The following is a 24,940-nucleotide window of genomic DNA, read 5'->3' on the forward strand; positions in this document are numbered from 1 at the left end:
GAAGCAGACCTCCTGACGAAGCCCGTATTTCTACCCTCCCCAACGCACGTACAAATACCTGCCTTTAAAAATAGGTGATTTTACGCGATTTCAGCACCCAGTAGCGCGCTAGGTTTGCATCAGTTATTGCGCGGAGAAACAGGCGGTTTGCTGAAGCTACCCATGGGCAACAGGCAGCGGTTTTTCAGTAATAGCGAGTGGAGCAGCAACCACTTTGCCAAACGGGGCGATGATTCCGAAAAGCCTTACGAGTAGGAAAAATAATAACCCAATAAACCCATGTCAAATTCAACCGCAGCAGCACCCACCGCAAACGGCCAGGCAAATACGTTGCCCGGCGGCTGGACTCCCTACCACCCCCTCACCCCCCAGGACCAGCAGGTATTTAACGAGGCCATGCACGGTTTCGTGGGAGTGAAATATACGCCGCAAGTGGTTTCGACGCAGGTAGTGGCCGGCACCAACTATAAGTTCAAATGCTCGGCCACGCTGCCGCAGGGCACGGCTATTTGGGAGGCTATTGTAGAGATTTTTGCCCCGTTGAATGGCCAGCCGCACGTAGTAGGCATTATCCGCATGTAATAAATTAGCATTAGTGTAAGTAGGAGAAAAAAGGCCATCTGAACTATTCAGATGGCCTTTTTTCTGGGCCGCGCAGCCGGTTTGAAAATTCCCGGCTATCCCTCGGCCCGCAGCACCTCCAGCGGCGAGCGGCGCAGTACGTCGCGGCTGTTAAACAGGCCGATGGCGGCCGTGAGGGCCGTGACCAGCGCCGCCAGTCCCAGCAGCGGCAGCACGGCCGGCCCAAAGCTGGCTTCGAACACCCACACGGCCAGTGCCCACGCCGCCAGCACCGCCAGCGCAATGCCGGCGAGTGCCGCCAGCAGCCCCAGCAGGCCGTACTCTACCAGTGTAATGCGCAGAATCTGGGCCCGGCTGGCGCCCAACGTGCGCAATAGCACGCTTTCGCGCACCCGCTGGTAGCGGCTGATGACGACGGAGCTGCCGAGCACCAGCAGGCCGGTGAGGATGCTGAACCCGGCCATGAAGCGAATCACGAAGGAGATTTTGTCGACGATGTCATTGAGTGTTTGCAGAATCAGGCCCAGGTCGATGGCCGACACGTTGGGAAACTGCTGCACCAGCTTTTGCTCCACGGCGGCCAGCGCGGCCGTGCTGGGCGTGTGCGTGAGCACCACTTGGAACTGCGGCGCGCCCTCGAGCACCCCGGCCGGGAAGATGACCAGAAAGCTGGGCTGCACCCGGCTGCGGTCAATCTCGCGGGTGCCGCCGATGATGGTGCGCTGCGGCAGGCCCTGCACGTTGAAATCCAGCGTGTCGCCGAGGCTGAGCTTGGTGCGTTCCAGGTAGCCTTTCTCGACGGATATGCGCGGGATTTTATCGGGGCCAATGCCTGGTAAAGTGCCGGCGGCGAGCTTTTCAGAGGAGTTCAGGGAGTCGCGGTAGGTCACGCGGTACTCGCGGGTGAGCGCCCAGGCCGGAATGCCCCGCGCCGTATCCTTTTTGATAACGGAAACGGACGTGCCGTTGATGGCCGTCAGGCGCATCGTGACAATGGGCACGCGCTGGAGCACGGGCAGCTTTTGCGAAGTGAGCAGGGCCTCCACACCAGCACGCTGCTCGGGCTGAATATCGAAGAGCACCAGATTGGCCGCTGATTTCTGGCCGGCCACCTGCACGCGGCCCAGCAGCATGGCTTGGGTGAGGAAAAGGGTGGCCAGCAAAAACGTGCCCAGCCCAATGGACGTGACCAGCGTGAGCGTTTGGTTTTGGGGCCGATACAGATTGGCCAGGCCCTGCCGCCACACGTAGCCCCAGCCGGCGGGGAAGAAGCGGCGCACCGCAAGCATCAGCAGGCGGCCCAGGCCGGCCAGCGCCCCAAACGCCGCCAGCAGCCCCGCCCCGAAGCCCAGCGTGAGCTTCCAGTCGCGCATCTGGCCGTAGGCGAAGGCCAGAATAAACAAGCCGATTACGCCAATAACCACGCCCCGCACCGGGTCGGGCGCGGCGGTATCATCTTCAAAGGCCGTGCGCAGCACCCGCAGCGGCGACACGCGCCGGATGCTCAGCAGCGGCAGCAGCGCGAAGAGCACCGCCATCAGCAGCCCCGTGAGCAAGCCCGTGCCAATGGCGGCCCACGACACACTCACCGTAATATCCACCGGCAGGAAATCGCCCAATACCCGGGGCAGCAGGCCCTGTACGGCTGCGCCCAGGCCCGCCCCCAGCACCGCGCCGATGAAGCCGAGGCCGGCCGTTTGAATCAGGTAAATAAGCAGCGCCTGCCGGCCGCTGGCCCCCAGGCAGCGCAGCACGGCCACGGCGGCCAGCTTTTCGCGCACGTAGAGGTTCACGGCGCTGGCCACGCCCACGCAGCCCAGCAGCAGCGCCACAAAGGCCACCAGGCTGAGGTAGCGGGTAAGGTCGGCGAAGGCGCGGCCGGTGCTTTGCTGGCGGCTGGCCACGGTATCGGTGTCGATATCGGCCGCGTCGAGGCGGGCCTGCAGGGGCTTGAGCACGGCTGCCACATCGGTGCCGGGCGCGAATTGGTAGCTGCGGGTGTACTTCACCCGGCTGCCGCGCTGCACCAGGCCGGTGGCGGCTACCTCCTTCAACGGTAGAAACACCGTGGGCGCCACCGCCGTGCTGATGCCGGACTGCCCCGGCGTTTTCAAAACCCGCCCAATGATGGGCAGCACCACGCTGCCCACCTGCACCGAATCGCCGACTTTGGCTCCAAACTGCACCAGCAGTGCGTCATCGACCAGCGCGCCGGGGGCGGCGGCGGTATCGGCGAAGTGCCGGGCGGCGGCCTGCGGCTGCGTGTCCCAGTCGCCGTAGAAAAAGCCGCCGTCCCGGGCACGCACCTGCGCCAGCCGCGTGCCCCGACCCGGCCGGAACTGCACCAGCGAGGCAAAGGATACTTCCCGCATGCGGGCCGTGCCAAGGTTTTTAAGGGCCGGTTCCAGTTTGGGTTCGAAGGGATGATTGGCGCTAAGCACTAGGTCGGCCCCGAGCAACTCCCGCGCCTGCCCGGCAATGCTGCGGGCCAGGTTGTCACCGAAGGAATTGATGCCCACCAGTGCCGCAATGCCCAGAATGATGCTGGCCATGAATAGCAGCAGTCGCGCCCGGCTGCGGCGGCTGTCGCGCCACGCCATGCGAAAAAGCCAGGAGGTATTAGTCATTTTTGAGATGTCGTAATAGCTTATTGAAGACCGTCTTGCTGAGAATGTCCTCGCCCTGCCATTCAGATGCTTACTTGATTTGCCCCCAGTATTTCTTCCACCACCTTGCCGCCGCGCAGCCGCAATGTCCGCTGCGTCTTGGCGGCCAGCTCCAAATCGTGCGTCACGAGCACCAGCGTGGTGCCGGCTTCGCGGTTCAGCTCAAACAGCAGGTTTACCACCCGCTCGCTGGTGTCGGGGTCGAGGTTGCCTGTGGGCTCGTCGGCGAAGAGCACCGCCGGGCGGTTGGCGAAGGCGCGGGCCAGGCTCACGCGCTGCTGCTCGCCGCCCGACAGCTGGGCCGGGTAGTGGTCGGCGCGGGCGGCCAGGCCCACGCGGTCGAGCAGGTCGAGGGCGGTTTTGGTGGCGCCGCGCTGGCCGCGCAGCTCCAGCGGAACCAGCACGTTTTCGAGGGCCGTGAGGGTGGGCAGCAGCTGGAAATTCTGGAAGATGAAGCCGACGTGCTCGTTGCGCACGGCGGCGCGCTGGTCTTCGCTCAGGTTGTCGAGCTGAATGCCGTTGACCCAAACGCTGCCCGAAGTGGCACGGTCGAGCCCGGCGCAGAGGCCCAGCAGCGTGGTTTTGCCCGAGCCCGAGGGGCCGACAATGGCAAAGGTGTCGCCGGCGGCGAGGTCGAAGCTGACGGCGTGGAGCACCGTGAGCGGCTGGCCGGCGCTGGGGTAGGTTTTGGTGAGGTTATCGACGCGAAGAATGGACATTGGATTAGGGCAGGAGGGTGTGGGGGTGAGCGGGTAGGGGGGGATGTGCTTTCGTTGATGTTCTTTCGATTACCAAAGCCCGCCCCGCACAACCGCACCGCCCCCCGTTCGTTACCCAAGACGTTGAAACCCTTGGCATGTTTTCCCGCTTTATGGTTTCGTGCCCAAAAAGCTGCTTATGAAATTCCTTAATTTATCCCTGGCCGCCCTGCTCGGGCTGGCCCTCACCGCCTGCAATACCGGCCCCACGGCCGAAAAGCCGGCTGCTGCCGAGGCTCCCACCACTACCGCTCCGGCGGCTACGCCCGCTACCAAAAAGCGCCTGCTATTCTTCGGCAATAGCCTCACCGCCGGCTACGGCGTGGAGCCCGAGCAAGCCTTTGCCGGACTCATTGGTGCTAAAATCGATTCCCTCAAACTGCCCTATGAAGTAATAAATGCCGGGCTGAGCGGCGAAACCACTGCCGGCGGCCGCAGCCGCGTGGGCTGGATTCTGAAGCAACCGGTGGATGTATTCGTGCTGGAGCTGGGCGGCAACGACGGCCTGCGTGGCCTGCCGCTTTCGGCCACCCGCGACAACCTGCAGGGCATCATCGACACGGTGCGGCGGCGCAGCCCCGGCGCGCAAATTGTGCTGGCCGGCATGCAGATACCGCCCAACATGGGCCAGGACTACGCTCAGGATTTCAAAGCCCTCTACCAGGAAATAGCCACCAAAAACCACCTGGTATTGATTCCCTTTCTACTGCAAGGCGTGGGCGGCGACCGTAGCCTGAACCAAGCCGATGGCATTCATCCCACGCCGGCCGGGCACCGCATTGTGGCCCGCACGGTGTGGGCGGTATTACAGCCGCTGTTGAAGTAGGGCAGGAGGGTGTGAGGTCAGGATGGGCAACTCTTACCCTCACACCCTCCTGCCCTTATACCCATTCTATATCACCCGCAGTCCGTCGAGGTTCACTTCATCGCGCAGCAGCTCCAAGTGGCGGTATGCAAGGGGCCGGCCGGCATCGGTGCTGAGGTTGGGCAGGGCGGCGCGGGCGGCGTCGAGGGTGAGCTGGGTGAGCTTGCGCTCGCCGAGGTAAATGGCGACGGGGCGGCCCAGGCGGGCATCGTGCGCGGCCAGGGCGTGGTCGATTTCGGCCAGAATGATGCTCATGGAAAAAGAGTTGAGCTGAAAATTGGCGGAAATATACTGTGTAGCTTTCAGTTGGCCGTAAATAGCAAGGCCCAACGGTTGAATGCTGGCTATTGCCTGAAAACTGTTCACTGCCAACCCGGCTACCTTTGCCCAATGACTACTGCTGCTCCCACGCTGGCCGTTTCGGTGGCTTTGGCCGCCCGGCCCATTGGCATGTTCGACTCCGGCATTGGCGGCCTTACGGTGGCGCGGGCCGTGGCCCAGCGCCTGCCCCACGAGCGCATCGTGTATTTCGGCGACACGGCCCACCTGCCCTACGGCGACAAAAGCACGGCCGCCATCCAGGCCTACTCCATCAAAATCTGCGACCTGCTGCTGCGCCAGCACTGCAAGCTGATTGTCATTGCCTGCAACTCGGCCTCGGCCGCCGCCTACGAACTGGTGCGCGAATACGTGGGCAGCAAGGCCCAGGTGCTGAGCGTCATTGACCCCATTGTGGCGCACCTGGGCCAGGCCTACGCCGGCCGCCGCGTGGGCCTCATCGGCACGAAGCAAACGGTGAATTCCAACGTGTACAAGAAGAAAGTCGACGACCTCGATGCGGGTGTCGACCTGCAGTCGCTGGCCACCCCACTGCTGGTGCCCATGATTGAGGAAGGCTTCTTCAGGAATTCCATTTCGGACGACATCATCGGCACTTATTTAGGCAACCCGGCCCTGGCCGATATCGACGCATTGGTACTGGCCTGCACGCACTACCCGCTGATAAAGGAGCAGATTGCGCGCTTCTACGCCGGCCGTGTGGATGTGCTGGATGCTTCGGACGTAGTGGCGGCGGCGGCCGAATCATACTTAGCAGCCCATGGCCTGCTGGCCCCCGCGTCGGCCACGCCGCCCGCGCACCATTTCTACGTGTCCGATTTCACCCGCTCTTTTGAAGAGAGTACGCGGATATTCTTCGAGCAGGAAGTGCACCTGGAGCATTACCCGTTGTGGGAATAAAAAGCAGGAGTTCTTCGCCGCAAAGCCCCGGGCCCGGGGTGACATTCGGCAGCGCGGGCATCCCGGCTTTGGGCAGGAGATAATTCCGTAACTTTCCAACCGCGCTGCGTCGCTCTATCTTTGGGGTGTATAAGCGCAAATGCAATACTTACGTCACTCACTTTTTTCACCTTCCTTTTTCACTTTATTTCTTCACTATGAAGCAATTCTTCACAACGCGCCTGCGCTCCTGCCTGGCGGTGCTGGCCCTGACGTGGCCCACCCTGGCAACGCAGGCCCAAACCCTCACCCAGGCCGATTTTACCGGCGTAGTGGTACCGCAGTACCTGAGCAACGGCAACAACAGCGGCACAACCACTTTTCCCGGCCCGCGGCTGGGCGTGGCCTTCCGCGCCACCGTTTCTAATTTGACCGCCAGCACCATGTACCGCTACTATGTGCAGGCGGCCACGGCGACGGAATTCGGCAACTCGGCTTCGGGGGCTGGGGTTGTGCTTTCGGCCACACCGGGCACCACGCCGGCTACTTCTACCTATGCCACCTCCAGCACGGGCAGCCTGTCGACGGCGGGTTCGTATGCCACCTTCACCACCGACGCGTCGGGCAGCTACACGGGCTGGTTTTTCTTCGTGAACTCGAACAACGCCACCCGCTTCCAGACGCCGGGCACCGTGCTGTTCCCCACCATTACGCTGGCTACCGACGCGGTGCCGGCTACCGTGGTGGCCCGCCGTGCGCTCAACCAGAGCATCACCCTGCTGGGCTTCCTGCCCGGCGCTGGCGCCAACAACGGCACCCTGCTCACCGGCTCGTCGTCGGCCACGCCCAACAACGTGGTCTTTACTTATGACAACACGGCGGGTACCGGCCGGCCGCTCAGCGGCGCAGTGGTCGAGAGCATCGGCGTAACTACCGGCACCACCCAGACTGGTGCCAACGCCTACACCTACAGCACCACCAGCGGCTCTTACACCGCCGTTATCCCCAACACACTCGCCACCGGCGTGCGCCGGGTAGAAGAGCGCAGCATCGTAAGCGGTGCCGTGCTGAATTGCAACAGCGATGCCGACGGCATCTGGCCTTCGGGTGCCAACACGGTGAACCCCGCCGGCGGCACTGCGGCCGTGGTGCTCACCGCCACCGACACTCCCTTGAACGCGGGCTGCAGCTCGGCCGCTACGGCCACTATCACCGGCACGCCGGCCAGCCTCACGGCGTTCACCACGGCTGTGGGCACGCCTTCGGCCACCCAGACCATCACGGTGGGTGGCACGTCGCTCACCGCTGACATCGTGGTGACGGCCCCAACCGGCTACGAGGTTTCGCTGAGTGCCACCACCGGCTTTGCCGCTACCGTAACGGTGCCCCAGGCCAGCGGCACCGTCGCTAACACGCCCGTATATGTGCGCCTGACCGGTGCCGCTACCGGCACTTTTACCGGCAACGTGGCCCTGAACAGCACCGGCGCTACTTCCGTGAACGTGAACGTGACCGGCACCGTGACCGCCGTGGCTACGCCCGCACCCACCATCACCAGCTTCACGCCCACCACGGGCGCGGCCGGCACTACTGTTACCATCACCGGTACTAACCTGACCGGCGCCACCGCCGTTACCCTGAATGGCCTGGCCATCACCGGCTTCACCGTGGTGAACGCCACGACCATCACCTTCACGGTGCCCGCCGCTGCTACCACCGGCACCATTGCCGTGACTACGCCCGGCGGCACGGTTACCAGCACTGGTACCTTCACCGTAACGGCATCGGCTCCTACCATCGCCAGCTTCACGCCCACTACGGGCGCGGCTGGCACCACGGTAACCCTCACGGGCACCAACTTCACGGGTGCTACGGCGGTGACCGTGGGCGGCATCGCCGTCACCGGCTTCACGGTGGTTAATGCTACGACCATCACGTTCGTGCTGCCCGCTACGGCCGTTACCGGCCCCATCGTAGTGACCACGCCTGCCGGCACGGCCACCAGCACCACCAGCTTCACGGTGACGGTGGCCGCAGTGCCCACCATCACGACCCTGAGCCCGGCCCGTGCTGTGGTAGGTGGCCCTGCTTTCGTACTCACCGTAGGCGGCACCAACCTGACGGCTACCACGCAGGTGAACTTCCGCGGCCAGAACTACACGGCGGCTACGGTTACCGGCACCACCAGCATTACCGTCAATATCCCCGCCAGCGCCATCGCCACCGTTGGTCAGTTCACCGTGACGGTGAACAACGGCGGTACGGCTTCCAACACGCTGGACTTCGCGGTAGTGGCTGCTGCCACGACGGTTGCCTACGAAGATTTTGAGCAGGGCACGCGCACCGGCTACACCGATGCCGCGCCCGTAGCGCTGCGCTCCGGCGCCTGGACTTTCACCCAGGCTCTGCTGGGAGACTTGTTCAACGACCGTGTGAACCAGACGAAGTCGGCCCGTATTCGCGGCGGCGGCTCTATTGCCATGAATTTCGACAAGCCCAACGGCGCGGGCATTGTGACCATTTCGGCTGGCTTGTACGGTTCCGACACGGGCCCCACGTTCACGGCCGAAGTATCCACCGACGGGGGTACCACCTACCAGCCCATTGCCGGCACGCCGGCCACCCTCACCAGCACGCTGACCCCCTACACCCTGACGGTAAACCGGAGCGGCAACGTGCGGCTGCGCTTTAGCACGACCAACACCACGTCGGGCCAGAACCCCCGCATCAACCTCGACGACCTGAACATCACCAACTTCACCGGCACGGCTACGGCCGCCAGCCAAGCGCTGCCCGGCCTGTCGGTGTTCCCGAACCCGGCTACCGACCGCATCACCGTGGCGCTGCCTTCGGCTGGCGCTGCTACTGTAGCCCTGCGCGACCTCACCGGCCGCGTGGTGCTGGCCCCGGCCACGCTGGGTGCCGACAAGCAGGTAGTGCTGCCGGCCTCGCTGGCCCGCGGCGTCTATATGCTCGAGGTGAAGCAGGGCGATGTACTCGCTGTGCGCCGCATCGAGAAGAACTAAGTCTTGGTGCGAACTGACCGGAACCGGTCAGTACCTGTGAAAAAGCCCCCGCCAATGCGGGGGCTTTTTTTGTGCTTTATCAGCTGGGCAGTGCTTTGGGGGGAGCTGATGGTAGGAGGGAAGCGAGTGGCATCGTTGCCGGGAACGATTGCGCAACTAAAAAAGGTGGTTTGCTTGGCGTATGGCTAATAAAGCCAGACTTTTAGAGGGTTAATAGGAATAAAAATATCTATTTATTGATATTTGCTTTGCTGCGTTTGCCTGCCCGCAGTTAAGCCGGTCTTCCTTCACGTCACCAATTCTCACCCTAACCCTTTTTCCTGATGAAAAACCGCTACACTCTACTCTTCTGGCTGATTTTAGTCAGCTGTCTGGCGCACGGCTCGCGGGCCTGGGCGCAGGCCACGCGCCGCCTCACCGGCACGGTGCGGGCTTCGGATTCTAAGGAAGGCCTGCCCGGCGTGACGGTGCTGGTGAAAGGCACCAACAACGGGGCCTCGACCGGGGCCGACGGCAACTACGAGGTGAACGTGCCCGCCACGGGCAACGTCACGCTCAGCTTCAGCTTTGTGGGCTATGCCAACAAGGAAGTGGCCGTGGGCAGCCAGAGCCAGGTTGATGTGACGCTGACCGTGGACGCCAAGCAGCTCGATGACGTGGTGGTGATTGGCTACCAAGCCGTGCAGCGGCGCGACGTGACGGGCTCGGTATCGTCCGTCAGCGCGCAGCAGATTAAGGACGTACCGGTAAACTCGGCCGCTGAGGCGCTGAGCGGCCGGCTGGCCGGCGTGCAGGTCACGAGCTCGGAAGGCACGCCCGGCAACCAGAGCGTGAACATTCGCATTCGAGGCGGCGGGTCCGTGACGCAGGACAACTCGCCACTGTACGTGGTGGATGGCGTGCAGGTAGAAAACGCCCTGAACGTGATTTCGCCCCAGGACATCCAGTCGGTGGACGTGTTGAAGGATGCCGCTGCCACCGCCATTTACGGGGCGCGCGGCGCCAATGGCGTGGTTATCATCACCACCAAGGGCGGCAAGGAAGGCAAGCTGGTAGTGGCCTACAACGGCTTCGCGGGCGTGCGCCAGCTCTCGCGCAAGCTGGACGTGATGCAGCCCACTGACTTCGTGAATTACCAGTACGAGCGCGCCGTGAACATTGACCGCGCCGCCGGCAACACCACCACGTTTGGCGGTCTGAACACCTTCAAATCGTTCTTCAAATCGAAAAACTACAACAGCGACACGCTGAACCAGAGCCGCAACTCGCCCTTCCTCGACTGGCAGGACCAAGTGTTTGGCCGCGACGCATTTCAGCAAACGCACAACATCTCGCTCTCGGGCGGCGGCGCTAATTCAACCTATGCCCTGAGCGTGACCCGCAACAACGAGGACGGCATTCAGCTGGGCTCGGGTTTCATCCGCAACCTGGTAAACTTCCGCTTCGACAACAAGGCCACCGAAAAATTCCGCTTCGGCGTGAACGTGCGCTTCAACGACCAGAAGGTGGAGGGCCTGGGCACTTCGTCGCAGCTCTCGACCACCACCACGCGCCTGCGCAACGCCATCGAGTACATCCCGTTGGCCATCAACCTGCCCGGCGGCTTTGACCCCAGTACGCTCGACGAAACCTTCGCCACCAACACCACGCTGGTAAACCCCATTCTGGCCATTGGCAGCGACATCCGGCACGACAAGCAGCGCACCCTGAACCTGGCCGCCAATGCCACCTATAACTTCACCAAGGACCTAGCGTTCCGGTCCACGGTAGGCTTCGATTTCGGTAATTCGACGCTGGAGAATTTCTCGGGGCGCAACTCGCCGGCCATCCGGCAGCCCGGTGGCGGCTTCAACCTGCAGCCGTTTGTGTCCATCGCCACCGGCTCGGCGCTGTCCATCAACCAGTCCAACGTGCTGAGCTACGCCCACCAAATCGGCAAGCATTCCTTCGATGCGCTGCTGGGCGAGGAAATTTACCAGCAGAGCAGCCGCATTCTGACGGTGCAAACCAACTTCCTGCCGCTCGACATCACCGCCGAGCAGGCCATTGCCAACATCAACCAGGGGGTGCTGCCGTCGGCTTCGTTCCAGCAGCCCACGCCCACCAGCGACAACCCCACGCTCCAGCATTTGCTGTCTGGCTTCGGGCGGTTCAACTATTCGTTTGATGACAAGTACCTGGCCACGGTGACGTTCCGGGCCGACGGCTCGTCCAAGTTTGCCCCCGGGCGGCGGGTGGGCTACTTCCCGGCCGCCTCGCTGGCCTGGCGCGTGTCGAAGGAGGACTTCATGAAGTCGCTGTCGAACACGATTTCGGATTTGAAGCTGCGCCTAAGCTACGGCCTGGCCGGCAACAACCGCATCAATGACTTCGGCTACAGCGAGTTTTACCGCACCGGCCTGGGCCAGTACTCGCTCAATCACGCCATCTCGCTGGGCACGGTGGTTACGGGCCTGCCCAACCCGTTTTTGAAATGGGAAACCACCACCGCCCGCAACGTGGGCGTGGACCTGGCGCTTTTTAACAACCGCGTGCAGTTTTCTGTGGATGCCTACTACAACTCGACCCACGACCTGCTCGTGAACGTGCCGATTTCGCCCACCCTGGGCTACCAGACCCAGTTCCAGAACGTGGGCTCGACCACCAACCGCGGCCTGGAATTCCAGCTGGCCGGCACCGTGCTTAAGACGCCGGACTTCACTTGGTCGGCTAGCGGCAACGCCTCCATAAACCGGGGCCGCATCGAGGAGCTGGGGCCGATTACGGCCATTCCCGGCGTATATTCGGGCTGGGCTAGCACAACCATTGCCAGCGACTTCCTAGCCCGCGTGGGCGACCCGGTGGGTATTTTCTACGGCTACCAGACCGACGGCTTTTACACCGTGGATGATTTCACGGGCTACAACGCCGCCACCCGTACCTGGACGCTGAAGCCCGGCGTGGCGAACGACGTGGCCGTGCAGGGTCAGCCCCTGGCGCCCGGCATCATCAAGCTGAAAAACGTGGTGGACACGCCCGGTGCGGCCGCCAACATCGTGGACGCCAACGACCGGGTGGCCATCGGCAACGCCAACCCCAAGGTGACCGGCGGCATCAACCAGCAGTTCACTTATAAGGGCTTTGATGCCAGCGTGTTCTTCAACTTCGTGTACGGCAACCAGGTGTTCAATGCCAACAAGGTAGAGTTTACCACGGCCGTGAACCCGTTCAGCAACCTACTCACGATGATGAACGACCGGTACCGCACCATCGACAACAACGGCGTGCCGATTACCGACCTCGAAACCTCACGCAACCTCAACCAGAACGCCAAAATCTGGCAGCCTACGCGCACGCTGTTCGTGCACAGCTGGGCCATTGAAGACGGCTCGTTTATCCGCCTCAACAACATCACGCTGGGCTACTCGCTGCCCAAAGCCCTGATTGCGAAGGCCAAGCTCACGCAGCTGCGCTTCTACGTGACCGGCAGCAACCTCTACACCTGGACCAAATACAGCGGCTACGACCCCGAAGCCAACACCCGCCGCGCCTCGCCGCTCACGCCGGGCGTGGACTACGCCGGCTACCCGCGCAGCCGCTTGCTGCTGTTCGGTGTGAACCTAGCGCTGTAATTCTCCCAACCCGAAAATTCCCATCCTCCGATGAAACCGATATTTTTCCGTTCCACCCTGGCTGTGGCCGCCGCGCTGGCTTCGGCCGCCGGCCTGTCTGCCTGCAAAGATTACCTCGACGTGAAGCCAGATTCGCTGTACACCAACGAGCAGGCCTTCAACAGCGTGGGCAGCGCCACCAGCGCCGTGATTGGCGCCTACGACATGCTCTCGGGCGATACCGGCTACGGCACGCGCCTGAGCTGCTACTACCCCTACGATACCGACGAGATGCAGGGCGCGCCCGGCCCGTTCGACGGCCGCTCGCGCAGCATCTCGCGCTACACCGCCGAGCCCTCCAACCCCGAAGTGACCAACCCCTTCAACAATCTGTACCAGGGCGTGGAGCGAGCCAATATCTGCATTCAGAGCATCCCGAAGATGCCGCTCTACACCACCGGCTCGTCGGCCGATACCGCCGCCCTGCACCGCCTGTACGGCGAAGTGCTGACTTTGCGGGCCCAGTATTATTTCGAGCTGATGCGGAACTGGGGCGACGTGCCCGCGCCCCTGGTGCCCACCTACACCACAGCCCTGGCCGGCGGCGAGCTTACCCAGCCCAATGCCGACCGCCTCGCCACCTACGACCGCCTCATCGCCGACCTGCTGCAAGCCGAAAAGCTGGTGCCCTGGCGCTCGCAGGCTGGCACCACCAACGAGCGCATTACCAAGGGTGCGGTGAAGGCCTTGCGCGCCCGCCTGGCACTGTTCCGGGGCGGCTACTCACTGCACGGCACCCAAATGACGCGGCCCACCGACTACCTGGCTTTTTACGCCATTGCCCGGCAGGAGTGCCTGGACTTGATGAACAAGCGCAGCGAGCACACCCTCAACCCCAGCTACCGCGAGGTTTTCAAGAGCATCAACGAGCTGCGGCCGGAGTCGTCTTCCAACGAAATTATCTTCCAGGTGGCGATGGGCGGGTCCAGCATTTCGGGCGATAGCAAGCTGGGCTACTACAGCGGCCCGCTGCTGAGCGCCTCGCCCCTCTACGGCAGCACCCAGGCCCAGATTCGGCCCCTGCCCACTTACTTCTACGCCTTCGATTCGACCGACGTGCGCCGCGACATCACCCTGACTACTTACAGCATCGACGGAGCTAATAACCAGAAGGGGGTGCTGCTGAATGCCCTCACCGACGGCAAGTTCCGGCGCGACTGGCGCGTGCCCACCCTCAACGGCGCGGGCAACTACCTGGGCTACAACTGGCCCCTCATCCGTTTCGCCGATGTGCTGCTGATGTTTGCCGAAGCCGACAACGAAATCAACAAAGGCCCGACGGCGGCGGCCGTGGCGGCCCTGCGCGAGGTGCGCCAGCGCGGATTTGGGGGCAGCACCACGCTGGGTCAGATTCCGACGCCGGCCAACCAGACCGATATGTTCAACGCCATTGCCAACGAGCGTTTCCTGGAGTTTGGCGGCGAAGGCATCCGCAAATACGACCTGCTGCGCTGGAACCTGCTCGATACCAAAATCACCGAAGCCCGCGCCAACCTCACCAAGCTGATGAATGCGCAGGCCCCCTACGCCTTCGTGCCGGCCACCATGTACTACCGCGTCACCGGCGGGCAGGTGGTGTGGGCGCGCTCCTTCTACCGGCCTTCGCCGGCCACCGCGCCCGCTGGCACCACGGCCGTAGCCTGGCGCACGGCCGTGACGGCCGCGAGCATCGCCAACGTAGCGTCGGAGTACGTGCCCGGCAAAGGCAAGGAGCTGCTGCCATACCCGCAGGGCACGGTGGACACGAACAAAAACCCTGGCTTCAAGCAGAACGAGGGGTATTAAGATACCGTGTTTAATAAGTCGTCATGCTTTGGCTGCGCTCAGCATGACGGCCTTTTTCCCTCCCCGGCTCCGCAGTTTTCGGGAACGATTGCGCAATTAAAAAGCCCGCTGACCTTGGCGGCACTCCCAAACAGGTCGGACTTTTAAGGTCCGACCTGTTCTTTTTACCTGATATCATGACGCCACAACCCATTGCCCAGCCCACTTTCGTGACCGATGCCGCCGCGGCCTGGGAAACCACCGGCCCCGGCGTGCGCCGCAAGGTGCTGGCCCACGGCCCCGACCTCATGCTCACCCGCGTGGCTTTTGAGGCCGGTGGGGTAGGAGCCCGCCACCAGCACCCGCACGCCCAGCTCAGCTATGTGGAAAGCGGAGTGTTCGAGTACACCATCGAAGCCGAAACGCACACCCTGCGGCCCGGCGACAGCTGCTACGTGCCACCGCTAGCCTGGCACGGCGTGGCGTGCATCGAGGCCGGCGTGCTGGTGGATGCTTTTACACCCCGCCGCGACGATTTTTTGAGCTAACGCCCTGCCCATTCGGCGGCTATTTTCTTTCCGATGAAAACGACTTTCCTGCGTCTGCTGGGGCTGGCCATGCTGCTGTTGCTGGGGCTGTGCCTGCTGCCGGCCCGCGCCCAAACCATCACCGTAGCCGCCGACGGCTCGGGTAGCTTCCGCACCATTCAGGAGGCCATCAACAGCGTGCCCGAAACGGCGGCCAAGCCCCGCACCATCTTCATCAAAAACGGCACCTACCGCGAGAAAGTCTTCATCGATGGCAAGAGCAACCTCATTCTCAAAGGCCAGAGCGAAGCCGGCGTAATCCTGACCTACCCGCAGGCCCGCGACGAGTGGAGCTGCGGCCCCGGCGCTATGGCCGGCGACTGGGGCGTGGCCACCCTCAACCTGCGCAACAGCCCCGACATCACCCTCGAAAACCTGAGCGTCATCAACAGCTACGGTTTCGATGCAACCGGAGAAGTCACCATTGACTGCCCCACCGCCCCCACGGGCAAGAAAACCGTGAGCAAAACCGGCCACCAGATGGCCCTGCGCGCCCTGCCCGGCGCCACCCGCCTCATTGCGCGGCACTGCACCTTCCGGGCGCTGGGCGGCGACACGGTGAGCCCCTGGGACACGGAGGCCGGCGCGTATTATTTCAAGGACTGCACAATGGAAGGCGGCGTGGATTTCTACTGCCCGCGCGGCTGGGCCTACGCCGAAAACTGCCGCTTCATCTGCCACAGCAAGGAGGCTGCCATCTGGCACGACGGCTCGGGCAACCGCGACTCGAAAACCGTGCTGCGCCACTGCACGTTCAGCGGCGACGACGGCTTCAAACTGGGCCGCTTTCACCGCGAGGCCCAGTTTTATCTGGTTGACTGTCAGTTTGCGGCCAATATGGCCGATGCTGACATCTACCATGCGGTATCGGGGCCGGGGGCAAAGCTCTGGGGGCGGCGCGTGTACTACGTTGGCTGCCACCGCCAGGGCGGCGACTACGCCTGGATGCAGGACAACCTGAGCGCCGCCGAGGGCGCGCTTAAGCCCAAAGACCTCACCGCCGCCTGGACCTTCGGCGGGCGCTGGAACCCGCTGACCGGGGCCGTGCGCGCCACCCAGCCCGTAGCGGCCGCGCAGGTTGATACCACAGCTGATAAAATGCTGCTCTACCAGCGCGCCGTGGGCGGCTGGCCTAAGGCCCTGGGCGAAGTGAAAGTGAACTACGCGGCCCGCATCAGCGCGGGGGCCCGCGCCGGCCTGCTAGACAGCAAGAATCTGAACGATGCCACCATCGACAACGATGCCACGACCCGCGAAATCCACTACTTACTGAAGGCTTTTCAACAGACCAACAACCCCGCCTACCGCACCGGGGCCGAAAACGGCATCCGCTACCTGCTGAAGATGCAGTACGCCAACGGCGGCTTTCCGCAGTTTTACCCGGATTTGAGCGCCTACCGCCACGAAATTACCTACAACGACGACGCCATGATTCGGGCCCTGACCGTGCTGCGCCGCGTGGCCCGGCAGCAGGAGCGGTACGCCCTGGTGAGCCCCGATTTGGTGGCCCCGGCCAAGGAAGCCGTGGCCCGGGGCGTGGCTTGCATCCTGAAAACCCAGGTGGTGCAGCACGGCCAGCCCACCGCCTGGTGCGCCCAGTACGACGAAGTGAGCCTGCTGCCCGCCAAGGCCCGCGCCTTCGAACTGCCTTCGCTCAGCGGCGAAGAATCCGTCGGCATCGTGCGGTTTCTCATGGACATCGAACAGCCCACGGCCACCGAAAAAGCCGCCATTGAAGGAGCTGTTCGCTGGTTTGAGAAGGTGAAAATGCCCAACCTGGCCCTCAAGGAAATTGCCGCGCCGCAGGAGCCTAAGGGCCGCGACCGCGTCATCGTGCCCGCGCCCGGCGCGGTGCTCTGGGCGCGCTTCTACGAGCTGGGCACCGACCGTCCCATCTATGTCGGCCGCGACAGCCAGGTGCATTACCAGCTCACCGAAATCGAAAACGAGCGCCGCGCTGGCTACCTCTACGCCGGCACCTGGCCTGCCGAATTATTGGCCCAGGAATACCCCGCCTGGCAAAAGCGCGTGGCCGGCGAAGCCCGGAAGTAGCCGCTGGCTTAAGGAAGAACCATTCAGTGACTCAAAGCTTCTCCTCTAGCCAGAGATACCCGGCGGCGAGTAGAAACAGCCCAAAGAACCAGCCCACCGGCCACGGCTCCGGCTCCGTATCGGGTGCGGCTTCGGTAGCTTCTGGTGCTTTAATTCCGGCGGTCAGCTGGGCCGCCTGCTCGCGCTCCTGCAGCTCCGGCCCCAGCCATGCCGTGGCAGGGTACACGTAGAAATGGTAGCTGATGCGGCCCGGCCCGCGTACTTGGTGCCAACCGGCCGCGCCGGGCCAGAACTGCGCCTTGCTCCACTCAGGCAGGCGGGTGTCTTGGCGCAGGGCCAGGCGCACGGCAGGGCCACCGGCCAGCGGGGCCACGGTGGGCGGCGCGGCTGGAAAATCTGCCGCCAGATGCAGTGTAAGCGGCTGGGTCGGCCGGGGCCAGCGGCTGCCCGTGTGCCAGCTTGCCTCAGCCGGAGCCGGAGGTATGGCTGCCGTTAGCAGCCGGTTCCAGAAGGAGGCATACACGGCGCTATGCCCCTGGAGCCCCCAGCGAAACGTTTCGGGCACCACCGACACCACCGCGAAGCCCAGCCCCACGCGCCGGCTGGCGGCTAGCAGTAATTGGCGCGGCCCCGTGATGAGGGCTCGCAAGTTGGGGTTGGGTTGGAGCTGGGCCGACAACGCAGCGCGGGCTTCACCGGGGGCATCGGGCCAGGCGAGGGGCTGCGAGACAGTATTGGCCGGCCGGGGCTGCACCGTGAAATCGGCGCGGGCGGGGGCGCTGCGGGGCAGCGGCTCGGCCTCGGCCAGCGCGACGAGGCCGAGCCGGCCGGCGCGTAGGGCCGCTTGCAGGGCTTGGGTTTCGGAGGGCGTAAGGGCTGCTATCGTAGCAGCATCTGCAACAAGAACCGAATAGCGGCCCAGCAGCGCGGGCGTGAGGCGGTCGAGCGGCTGGGCCGGCTGGTTCACGAAATCGGTCTGGACCAGGCCCCGGCTTACGCTCGTGCGCAGAGCCACCGGGTAGTGCGCTTCGGCCAGGTAGTTTTTCAAAAACTTAAATTCGAAGGAAGGCGTGGCCGCGAGCAGCAGCACGGCTGGCCGCGCGGGCGTAGTGATTTCGACTGGCACCGGCTCTTGCAGCAATGGCTGGCCCGGGCGGCGCAGCAGCAGCTCGTAGGTAGCCAGCCCGGGCGTTTTGGGCTGGTAATGCAGCCGGAATGGCCCGCCGCCGGCCGGCAGCTTCACGGAGTCGCGCCCGGTGCCGGCGGCCCGTAGCACCACCCACGCAACAGTTGCTTGGCCATGTGCGGTCACCGTGCCTTCCAGCCGTAGCGTTTCGCCCAATGGCAGTTTCGCCGGCCAAAAAGCGGTGCCGAAACCGGAAAACGGCGCGTTGGGGTGCAACTGCACATCCAAGGAGCGCAGCAGCGGCAGGTCGGCCACCGGCAGGCCGTGGCCCAGAATGTGCAGACGGTGCAGGGCCGGCCGTTGCTCAGCCAGCGTGAGCAGGCTGGTCAGCGGGCGCAATTTTCCGACTTTTTCTACGTCGCCATACACCCACACCGTTGTGCCCGCACCCAGCCGCTGACGCAATTCCCGGAGTGTATCGGGCGAGTAGCCGGGGGTGAGAAGAATGACCTCGGCGTGGGCGGCCGGCAGGTGGTGCAAGGGAGGAAAGGCTATGAACCACAGCGCCGCTGCCGCCACCGCGCTAGCCAGCAGCCGGGCCGCAATCTGCCGCCGGTGGGGGCGCCGCCAGGCTTGCACCAGCAGCCCCGCGCCCAGCAACAGGCAAAACGCCATCAGGCCGTAGTAAAGAACCGGATTTGGGGCTAGTGCGGGCAACTTATTAACGGCTTAATTCCTGAAAATAGCGGCGCGCCAGCCGGTCGGGGGCGGGCGGGGCGGCGGGTGCGGGGGCGGGGGCGGCCAGCAGGTCGGTGAGGGCCCGGGCCACGGGGGCGCGGCTGGCGGCGCGGCTGGGGCGGCCGGCGCGCACATCGGCTCCCAGCTCGCGCAGGGCGCGCAGGGCCGGCAGGTAGAATCCCGGCCGGGTGAGGGCCGCACCGGCCAGCACGGTGCCGGCCTGGTCGAGCGCGGCGGCATCGGCGGGGCGGGTGGGCTGGCCGTTGTCGGCCGCGGCCAGCCAGCGCAGGGCGGCGCGGATGGCAGGCTGCGGGTTTGGCGCGGGCAGGGTTTGCTGGCGCTGGGGCACGGCGGCCCCGGCCAAATCGCCGGTCAGGCGCAGGGTTGCTTCGGGCATGGGCGGCGGGCTGAAACCGGCTTTCTTGACGAAGGCCCGGGTTTGCTGCTGCACCTGCTTGAGCAGGCGCAGGGCGCGGTACTCGTAGGGCAGGGCCTCGCGGAGCTGGCCGGTGCGCAGGCGCAGCTCGGCGGCCCACATCTGGTCGAGCACGGCGCGGAGCTTGGCCTTCACGGCGGGCTCCAGGAAGTCGGCCGTTTCGGCGTCGTCGTGCTTGTGGATGTAGGGGTCCATCAGGGCGTCGGTTTCGGCGGTGGGCGAGGCCTTGGCGGGCGAGGTGGGAGGGGCGGCGTGGTCGTGGTGGTCGTCGGGTTCGGGGGCGTCGGCGGTGGGAGTGGCAGGCGCTTCCTCGTCCTCGGCGATGGGCGAGTGCGGCGCTTCCGCGCCAATGCCGGCCTCGGCTTCTTCGCCCATAAACTTGCCGTAGCGCAGGCGCAGGCTCTGCTGGTCGAAGCCCAGGGCATTGGCCCGGCTGGCCACAATGGCGGCATCGAGCTTAGGCTTTTCGGCGATGAGTTTTTCGGTGTCGATGATAATCTGGCGCTCGCTGCGGAAGTAGGCCGGGGCCACTTTCACGCCCATGCCCATGTCGAGGGCGCCATCGGCCACGGCCGTGTCCTGCCACTGCACCAGGTAGGAATCGGTGCGGGCGGTGTGGCCGTTGTTGTCGCGGGCCGTGAGATAGAAGTAAAGCTCGTCTCCGTAGGTCAGGCCCAGCTTGGGCAGGTTGAGCATGCTGCTGATGTTAGCCTGCAAACCGCCCAGCCCCGCGCTCAGGTCGCGCCGCACCTCGCGGAATTTCACCGCTTCGCCCTGGCCCTGGGCCACGGTGATGACCAGCTCGGCCCGGCTCAGCCCGTAGTCATCGTGCACCGTGGCCCGGACGGGCACTTCTGGCCGCTGGCCCAGCGCCGCCACCAGCGTGTAAGGCTTCGGCGTGACGATGCGCAGCACCGGCGCCAGGTCGGGCCGCACGTCGATGGCGTAATCGTCCGATACCGTGCCCGCGTAGCGCAGCTGGTACAGCGTGGAGGCGTTTAGAACCAGTTCAATGGCAAATGTGCCCGCTTGCCCAGCCACGGATTGCATGCGCCGCCTTTGCGCTCCCAGTTCCAGCTCAGGCGCGGGCTGGCGGCCACTCACGCGCACCTGCCAGCGCACCCGCGCACCCTGCGGGCACTGAAACGACGCCTGCGCTGGCGCGAATACCGCCAAGTGGGTATAGGCCGGGGGCGTTACCAGCAGCGTGGTTTCGGTGATGCGGGGCGGGGCCTGGCCGGGCTTGGCAGGCTGGGCTGGTTCCGGAAAATGCACCGCCACACCAGATGGCTGCGTCCGGCGGGCTGGCCCGGCAGGCCACCACCAGAGCAGCGCCCCAGCCAGTAGCAAGCCGCCCGCCAGCCAGCCGGCCGGGCGGAAGTCCACGGGCAGGACGAGCGCATCAGCGGCCCCCAACTCGCCGACGCGCTGGGCCACGCGCTGCTGTTGCAACGTTTCCAGCAAATTCAACTTTTCGGAATCCTGCAGGAGCAGGCCGGTGCTGTCTTCCAACTGAGGAAACTGCCGGTCGAGCCGGGGCGCGATGGTAGCGGGCGACACTCGCCGCAACGGCCACAGCCGCCAGCCCGCCAGCAGCAGGCCCAGCCCGCCTACCATTGTCAGTGCCAGGCCGCCAGTGGGCCAGTGCTTTGCCCAACCCAGCAGCCCAACGGCAGCGGCCAGCGCCGGCAAGAGCACGGTTGCGGCCCGGCGGCGCACATCGCGCCGCCCGGCCGCCCGGAGCAGTTCGCGGGCAGCGGCCACGCTGGTAGTGGGCATGGTGTCGGTGGCCGGTTTCATGAGGCGGCGGGCGGGGTTAAGGTTTCGCGCCGCCGGGCCAGCAGGCGTTCGAGCAACAGCAGCAGTCCCGCCAGTAGCACCAGCCACGGCCGCAGGTCAGTTTGGCGGAAGCCGCTGAACGCCGGGGCTTGTGGCATTGCATCAGCAGTCGTTTCTGCGGCGGTCAGACTTGGTTTAACCAGTTGGGCCGGGTCAAGTGCCCGTTGGTCTTGCTGGGAGAATGCCGCACCCGCCACCACCCGTTGCTCATTGGCGGGAATGGCGGGTTGCAACAGCTCCAGCAGCCACGCGGGCAGCTGCGGAGCATCGGCAAGTTCGCTCCACTCGGGGTTCAGGCGGGTAGCGAGGTGGTAAATAGCGCCTCGTCCCAGCGTTTGGCGCGACAGCACAGCGCGGCCCCGGCCGTCGGTCCACCTGGCTACGGTGCTCTTGCCCAGAGCCGCTGTGTCCCGCCGAAACACGGTTACAGGAGCTGCTTCGGCATCATTGAGGGCCAGGTGTGCGGTATCGGCTACGCCCGGGCCGGCGGCCTCCAGCCACAGGCGAGTGCCCTGTTGCACGGCGTTTCGCCATGCCGTCGGTGCCGGGGCATCGCTCAGCCAGAAAAGCCAATCGGGCGGTGAAGCCGGACTGGGTGCCTGGGTCGTGGTGCTCAGCTCCAGCGCCACGGGCAGGCCTGCACTTGCCGCCCGCAAGCCGGCCTGCAGCACGCGCGCATCGGAGCGGTAATCGGCCGTGGCGTAGATAATGGCCCGCAATGGCCGGGTTTGCACCGCTACCGCTGCCGTATCGATTTCGGAGCTAGTCGCCGTTTTTACCAGGGTGATTCGGGTGCCTGTGGCAGTATTTTGAAGACGCAATGGGGCCAGTCCGGCCACGCGCAGCGTCGCCCCTGGCGTAGGTTGGGCCAGTGTTGTGGTTTGAAACCGCGTTTGGCTTTCCGTGCTCTGGCCCAGCTCCAGGCGCAGGCTGTCCCCACGTAGCGCTGCCGCCTGGAGCCAGTTCGTGGCCTTCGCATCTGGCAGCGCCTGCCAGCGCACGGCCGCCGGCAGCGGAGCGTGGCTGCCCTGAAAGTTGCGCAGCGCGGCCCCCGTTACTACCAGAAGCGGCTGGCCCGGAAAAGCGCCGGCCGCCTGCTGCACCCGTGCCCAGGCAAACTCCTGGCTTTGAGGGCGGGTAGTAGCCAAAGCAGCCATAGAATCGGTCGCCGTTCCGGATTGGCCGGTCTTCACACGCTGCCACACGCTGCCCGACACCCGGGGGAAACCCGCCGCCAGCCAGCGCAACGCGTAGCCTTTGCGGCGAAGGGAATCAATGGTCGGTTTCAACTCGGCCAGTGCGGGCAGGCCCGCCGCCTCGGCGCTCAGCAGCACCACGCCCCGGCTGGTGGGCAGCGCCGTGCGCCACACCGGCCCGGCCACCGCCACGGCCAGCACGGCCAGCAGCGCGGCCCGCAGCAGCAGCAGCCACAGCTGCTCCAGCTTCAGGTTGCGCAGGCGGCGGTTGGCGCCCGCGGTCAGCCAGCGCAGGCTGCCCACAGCTACCTCACGGCCCGGCCGGCGGTTCCAGAGATGGATGGCTACCGGTACCAGCAAGCCCAGCAGGGCCAGCAACGCGGCAGGATTAAGCAGAGTGAACAATGTGCGGTGGAATCAGAATCGCAATAACAGACGGAAAAACGGCGCCGAAGGTGGCTTTGTGGTTAGCTACTCAGGGTGCGTAGCCGGAGAAACTCCCGCATCGCCGCATCGAGCGGCTGCGAGGTATCCAGCAGATGGTAATCAAATCCCTGGCGGCGGGCTTGCCTGGCCGTCTCTTGCAGCCACACCTGCAGCTGCTTTTGGTAAGCGTCGCGCTGCTGGTTGGCGTCGATTTGCAGGGTTTGGCCGGTTTCTAAATCCCGAAAGGTAACCGCCCCCTGGTAACTGAATTGCAGCTCATTATGCGCCATCAGGTGCAATAGCAGCACGTCGCCGCTGGTGGCGCGCAGGCGCGTAAGCAGCGCATTGATTTCGGTGCCTTCCTCATACAAGTCGCTCACGCACACCGTGAGGGCGCGCTGCCGCCGTGCCGTGAGCGGGGCCAGCGTGCCGACGCTGGGGAAGCGGCCGGCGGCCTCCGCCGTTTCCAGGGCGTGGTAGAGGCGGGGCAGCTGGCGGGCATCGGCACGGGGCGCGAGGTGGCGCAGGCCAGCGGGACTGAGGATGCTTAATCCCACGGCATCGCCCTGCTGCGTAGCAATATAGGCCAGCGCACCCAGTAGCAGCCGGGCGTAGTCGAGCTTGGTGAGGCCGTTGTCGTCGCGATGAGTCATGCTCGCGCTGGCATCCAGTAGCAAGTGCACCGTTTGGCTGGTGTCAATCTCTGACTCTCGCAGATAATACCGGTCCGAGCGGGCCGCCAGGCGCCAGTCGAGGCGGCGCAGGTCGTCGCCGGGCTGGTAGGGGCGGTACTGGCTGAACTCCATGCCCGCGCCGTGCCGCCGGCTGGCATGCGCGCCGTTGAGGAAGCCCTCGGCCGCTTGCCGGGCGGCAAGGGAGAGGTTGCGCAGGGCATGTAAATGTTCAGGCGTCAGCAACGTCATCTCTCGCAGTGTCTCGCAGGGTTAAAATCGCAGTGTTCCGAAGTGTCGTTCAACGGTCCACCGTGAAGCAATTCGTTAAAAATCACAATTTTACCGATTTAAATAATTCGGTCACCGCATCATCCGGCGTCATGTTTTCCGCTTCGGCGTTGAAATTCAGCAGCACCCGGTGCCGCAGCACCGGCGGGGCCAGCGTGCGGATATCCTCCAGCGTGGCGGCAAAGCGGCCGTGCAGCAGCGCCCGCGCCTTGGCGCACAGTATCAGGGCCTGCCCGGCGCGCGGCCCCGCGCCCCAGCGCCCGTAGTCCTTAATAAATTTCACCTCCGACGTGGCCGGACGAGTGGCCCGCACCAGCCGGTTCACGAAATCCATCAGCTCGGGGCTCAGGCTCACCTGCCGCACCAATGCCTGCAAGGCCCGGATATCGGCCCCGCCCAACACGGGCTGCACTGCCTGGCCGGCCGCGCCGGTGGTGCCGCGCAGCACCGCCAGCTCCTCCTCGGCCGTGGGGTAGCCGATGCGCACGTACAGTAAAAACCGGTCGAGCTGGGCCTCGGGCAGGGGGTAGGTGCCGCTTTGCTCGATAGGGTTTTGGGTGGCCAGCAGGAAGAAGGGCCTGGGCAGCGCATGCTCCTGCCCGGCGTAGGTGACGTGGCCCTCCTGCATGGCCTCCAGCAGGGCGGCCTGGGTTTTGGGCGGCGTCCGGTTGATTTCGTCGGCCAGCACCAAGCTGGCGAAAATAGGCCCGGGGTTGAACTTGAACGAGCGCCGGCCCGTGCCGTGGTCTTCCTCCAAAACTTCGGTGCCGAGAATATCCGTCGGCATCAAATCCGGCGTGAACTGGATGCGGCGGAAGGGCAAATCCGTGGCGGCGGCCAGCGTGCGTACCAGCAGGGTTTTGGCCAGGCCGGGCACGCCTTCCAGCAGGGCGTGGCCCCCGGCGAGCAGCGCCACCAGCACTTCATCGAGCACGGCTTCCTGGCCCACGATGACCTTGGCAATTTCGGCTTTGAGGACGGGCAGCTTGGCCAGCAGCGTGTTTACTTCTTGTTCGGTCATGTATTGGGTCTTGGGGACTTAGGGTCTT

The 24,940-nt window shown here is 64.7% G+C and carries 16 protein-coding genes; 8 read left to right on the forward strand and 8 right to left on the reverse strand.

From position 1 onward, the window contains the following. Nucleotides 1–279: 279 nt before the first annotated feature. Entirely contained in the window at nt 280–582 is a 303-nt protein-coding gene (locus tag I7X13_RS00750; protein ID WP_198070261.1) for a hypothetical protein, read from the forward strand. A gap of 95 nt (nt 583–677) precedes the next feature. On the opposite strand, the gene I7X13_RS00755 is transcribed toward I7X13_RS00750, so the two are convergent. Both I7X13_RS00755 and I7X13_RS00760 read right to left on the reverse strand, forming a co-directional pair. Next, on the reverse strand, nt 678–3,209 hold the full coding sequence (locus I7X13_RS00755) for an ABC transporter permease (protein ID WP_233454622.1): 2,532 nt from the start codon (nt 3,207–3,209) through the stop codon (nt 678–680). A gap of 62 nt (nt 3,210–3,271) precedes the next feature. Beyond that, nucleotides 3,272–3,967 carry an ABC transporter ATP-binding protein gene (locus I7X13_RS00760; RefSeq protein WP_198073987.1) on the reverse strand — a complete coding sequence of 232 codons (696 nt, stop codon included), beginning with the start codon at nt 3,965–3,967 and terminating at the stop codon, nt 3,272–3,274. Nucleotides 3,968–4,145: 178 nt separating this feature from the next. Here I7X13_RS00760 and I7X13_RS00765 point away from each other — a divergent pair, with 178 nt between their 5' ends. Continuing rightward, nucleotides 4,146–4,832: an arylesterase gene (locus I7X13_RS00765; RefSeq protein WP_198073988.1), complete on the forward strand. Its 687-nt coding sequence runs from the start codon at nt 4,146–4,148 to the stop codon at nt 4,830–4,832. Nucleotides 4,833–4,898: 66 nt separating this feature from the next. On the opposite strand, the gene I7X13_RS00770 is transcribed toward I7X13_RS00765, so the two are convergent. Beyond that, nucleotides 4,899–5,126 carry a hypothetical protein gene (locus I7X13_RS00770; RefSeq protein WP_198070264.1) on the reverse strand — a complete coding sequence of 76 codons (228 nt, stop codon included), beginning with the start codon at nt 5,124–5,126 and terminating at the stop codon, nt 4,899–4,901. A gap of 135 nt (nt 5,127–5,261) precedes the next feature. Between I7X13_RS00770 and murI the strand changes: the two genes are divergently transcribed. From murI to pelA, 6 genes are all read left to right on the forward strand, one after another. Continuing rightward, nucleotides 5,262–6,110 carry a glutamate racemase gene (murI, locus tag I7X13_RS00775; RefSeq protein ID WP_198073989.1) on the forward strand — a complete coding sequence of 283 codons (849 nt, stop codon included), beginning with the start codon at nt 5,262–5,264 and terminating at the stop codon, nt 6,108–6,110. A 197-nt stretch (nt 6,111–6,307) separates the two neighbouring features. Then, nucleotides 6,308–9,115 carry a beta strand repeat-containing protein gene (locus I7X13_RS00780; RefSeq protein ID WP_198073990.1) on the forward strand — a complete coding sequence of 936 codons (2,808 nt, stop codon included), beginning with the start codon at nt 6,308–6,310 and terminating at the stop codon, nt 9,113–9,115. A 323-nt stretch (nt 9,116–9,438) separates the two neighbouring features. Next, nucleotides 9,439–12,726 carry a SusC/RagA family TonB-linked outer membrane protein gene (locus I7X13_RS00785; protein ID WP_198073991.1) on the forward strand — a complete coding sequence of 1,096 codons (3,288 nt, stop codon included), beginning with the start codon at nt 9,439–9,441 and terminating at the stop codon, nt 12,724–12,726. Nucleotides 12,727–12,756: 30 nt separating this feature from the next. Then, nucleotides 12,757–14,550 carry a RagB/SusD family nutrient uptake outer membrane protein gene (locus tag I7X13_RS00790; RefSeq protein ID WP_198070268.1) on the forward strand — a complete coding sequence of 598 codons (1,794 nt, stop codon included), beginning with the start codon at nt 12,757–12,759 and terminating at the stop codon, nt 14,548–14,550. A 176-nt stretch (nt 14,551–14,726) separates the two neighbouring features. Next, entirely contained in the window at nt 14,727–15,077 is a 351-nt protein-coding gene (locus I7X13_RS00795; RefSeq protein WP_198073992.1) for a cupin domain-containing protein, read from the forward strand. A gap of 33 nt (nt 15,078–15,110) precedes the next feature. After that, entirely contained in the window at nt 15,111–17,168 is a 2,058-nt protein-coding gene (pelA, locus tag I7X13_RS00800) for a pectate lyase (protein ID WP_198073993.1), read from the forward strand. Between the two features lie 31 nt (nt 17,169–17,199). Here the strand turns inward: pelA and I7X13_RS00805 are convergent, their stop codons facing one another. The 5 genes from I7X13_RS00805 to I7X13_RS00825 form a co-directional block, all read right to left on the reverse strand. After that, the gene (locus I7X13_RS00805) at nt 17,200–19,011 is read right to left on the reverse strand and encodes a hypothetical protein (RefSeq protein ID WP_198073994.1); all 1,812 of its coding nucleotides are present in this window, start codon (nt 19,009–19,011) and stop codon (nt 17,200–17,202) included. A 4-nt stretch (nt 19,012–19,015) separates the two neighbouring features. Next, nucleotides 19,016–21,268: a DUF4175 family protein gene (locus I7X13_RS00810; RefSeq protein WP_198073995.1), complete on the reverse strand. Its 2,253-nt coding sequence runs from the start codon at nt 21,266–21,268 to the stop codon at nt 19,016–19,018. Next, the gene (locus tag I7X13_RS00815) at nt 21,265–22,908 is read right to left on the reverse strand and encodes a BatA domain-containing protein (protein WP_198073996.1); all 1,644 of its coding nucleotides are present in this window, start codon (nt 22,906–22,908) and stop codon (nt 21,265–21,267) included. Before I7X13_RS00815 ends, I7X13_RS00810 begins: the two co-directional genes overlap by 4 nt. 62 nt (nt 22,909–22,970) lie before the next feature. Next, on the reverse strand, nt 22,971–23,852 hold the full coding sequence (locus tag I7X13_RS00820; RefSeq protein ID WP_198073997.1) for a DUF58 domain-containing protein: 882 nt from the start codon (nt 23,850–23,852) through the stop codon (nt 22,971–22,973). An 82-nt stretch (nt 23,853–23,934) separates the two neighbouring features. Beyond that, nucleotides 23,935–24,912: an AAA family ATPase gene (locus tag I7X13_RS00825; protein ID WP_198073998.1), complete on the reverse strand. Its 978-nt coding sequence runs from the start codon at nt 24,910–24,912 to the stop codon at nt 23,935–23,937. Between the last annotated feature and the right edge of the window lie 28 nt (nt 24,913–24,940).

This window comes from Hymenobacter negativus (assembly GCF_016056375.1).
Taxonomy (GTDB): domain Bacteria; phylum Bacteroidota; class Bacteroidia; order Cytophagales; family Hymenobacteraceae; genus Hymenobacter; species Hymenobacter negativus_A.

Coding starts and splice junctions, on each gene's coding strand:
- I7X13_RS00750 (WP_198070261.1), top strand. CDS start 280: ATGTCAAATTCAACCGCAGCAGCACCCACCGCAAACGGCCAGGCAAAT.
- I7X13_RS00755 (WP_233454622.1), bottom strand. CDS start 3,209: ATGACTAATACCTCCTGGCTTTTTCGCATGGCGTGGCGCGACAGCCGC.
- I7X13_RS00760 (WP_198073987.1), bottom strand. CDS start 3,967: ATGTCCATTCTTCGCGTCGATAACCTCACCAAAACCTACCCCAGCGCC.
- I7X13_RS00765 (WP_198073988.1), top strand. CDS start 4,146: ATGAAATTCCTTAATTTATCCCTGGCCGCCCTGCTCGGGCTGGCCCTC.
- I7X13_RS00770 (WP_198070264.1), bottom strand. CDS start 5,126: ATGAGCATCATTCTGGCCGAAATCGACCACGCCCTGGCCGCGCACGAT.
- murI (WP_198073989.1), top strand. CDS start 5,262: ATGACTACTGCTGCTCCCACGCTGGCCGTTTCGGTGGCTTTGGCCGCC.
- I7X13_RS00780 (WP_198073990.1), top strand. CDS start 6,308: ATGAAGCAATTCTTCACAACGCGCCTGCGCTCCTGCCTGGCGGTGCTG.
- I7X13_RS00785 (WP_198073991.1), top strand. CDS start 9,439: ATGAAAAACCGCTACACTCTACTCTTCTGGCTGATTTTAGTCAGCTGT.
- I7X13_RS00790 (WP_198070268.1), top strand. CDS start 12,757: ATGAAACCGATATTTTTCCGTTCCACCCTGGCTGTGGCCGCCGCGCTG.
- I7X13_RS00795 (WP_198073992.1), top strand. CDS start 14,727: ATGACGCCACAACCCATTGCCCAGCCCACTTTCGTGACCGATGCCGCC.
- pelA (WP_198073993.1), top strand. CDS start 15,111: ATGAAAACGACTTTCCTGCGTCTGCTGGGGCTGGCCATGCTGCTGTTG.
- I7X13_RS00810 (WP_198073995.1), bottom strand. CDS start 21,268: ATGAAACCGGCCACCGACACCATGCCCACTACCAGCGTGGCCGCTGCC.
- I7X13_RS00820 (WP_198073997.1), bottom strand. CDS start 23,852: ATGACGTTGCTGACGCCTGAACATTTACATGCCCTGCGCAACCTCTCC.
- I7X13_RS00825 (WP_198073998.1), bottom strand. CDS start 24,912: ATGACCGAACAAGAAGTAAACACGCTGCTGGCCAAGCTGCCCGTCCTC.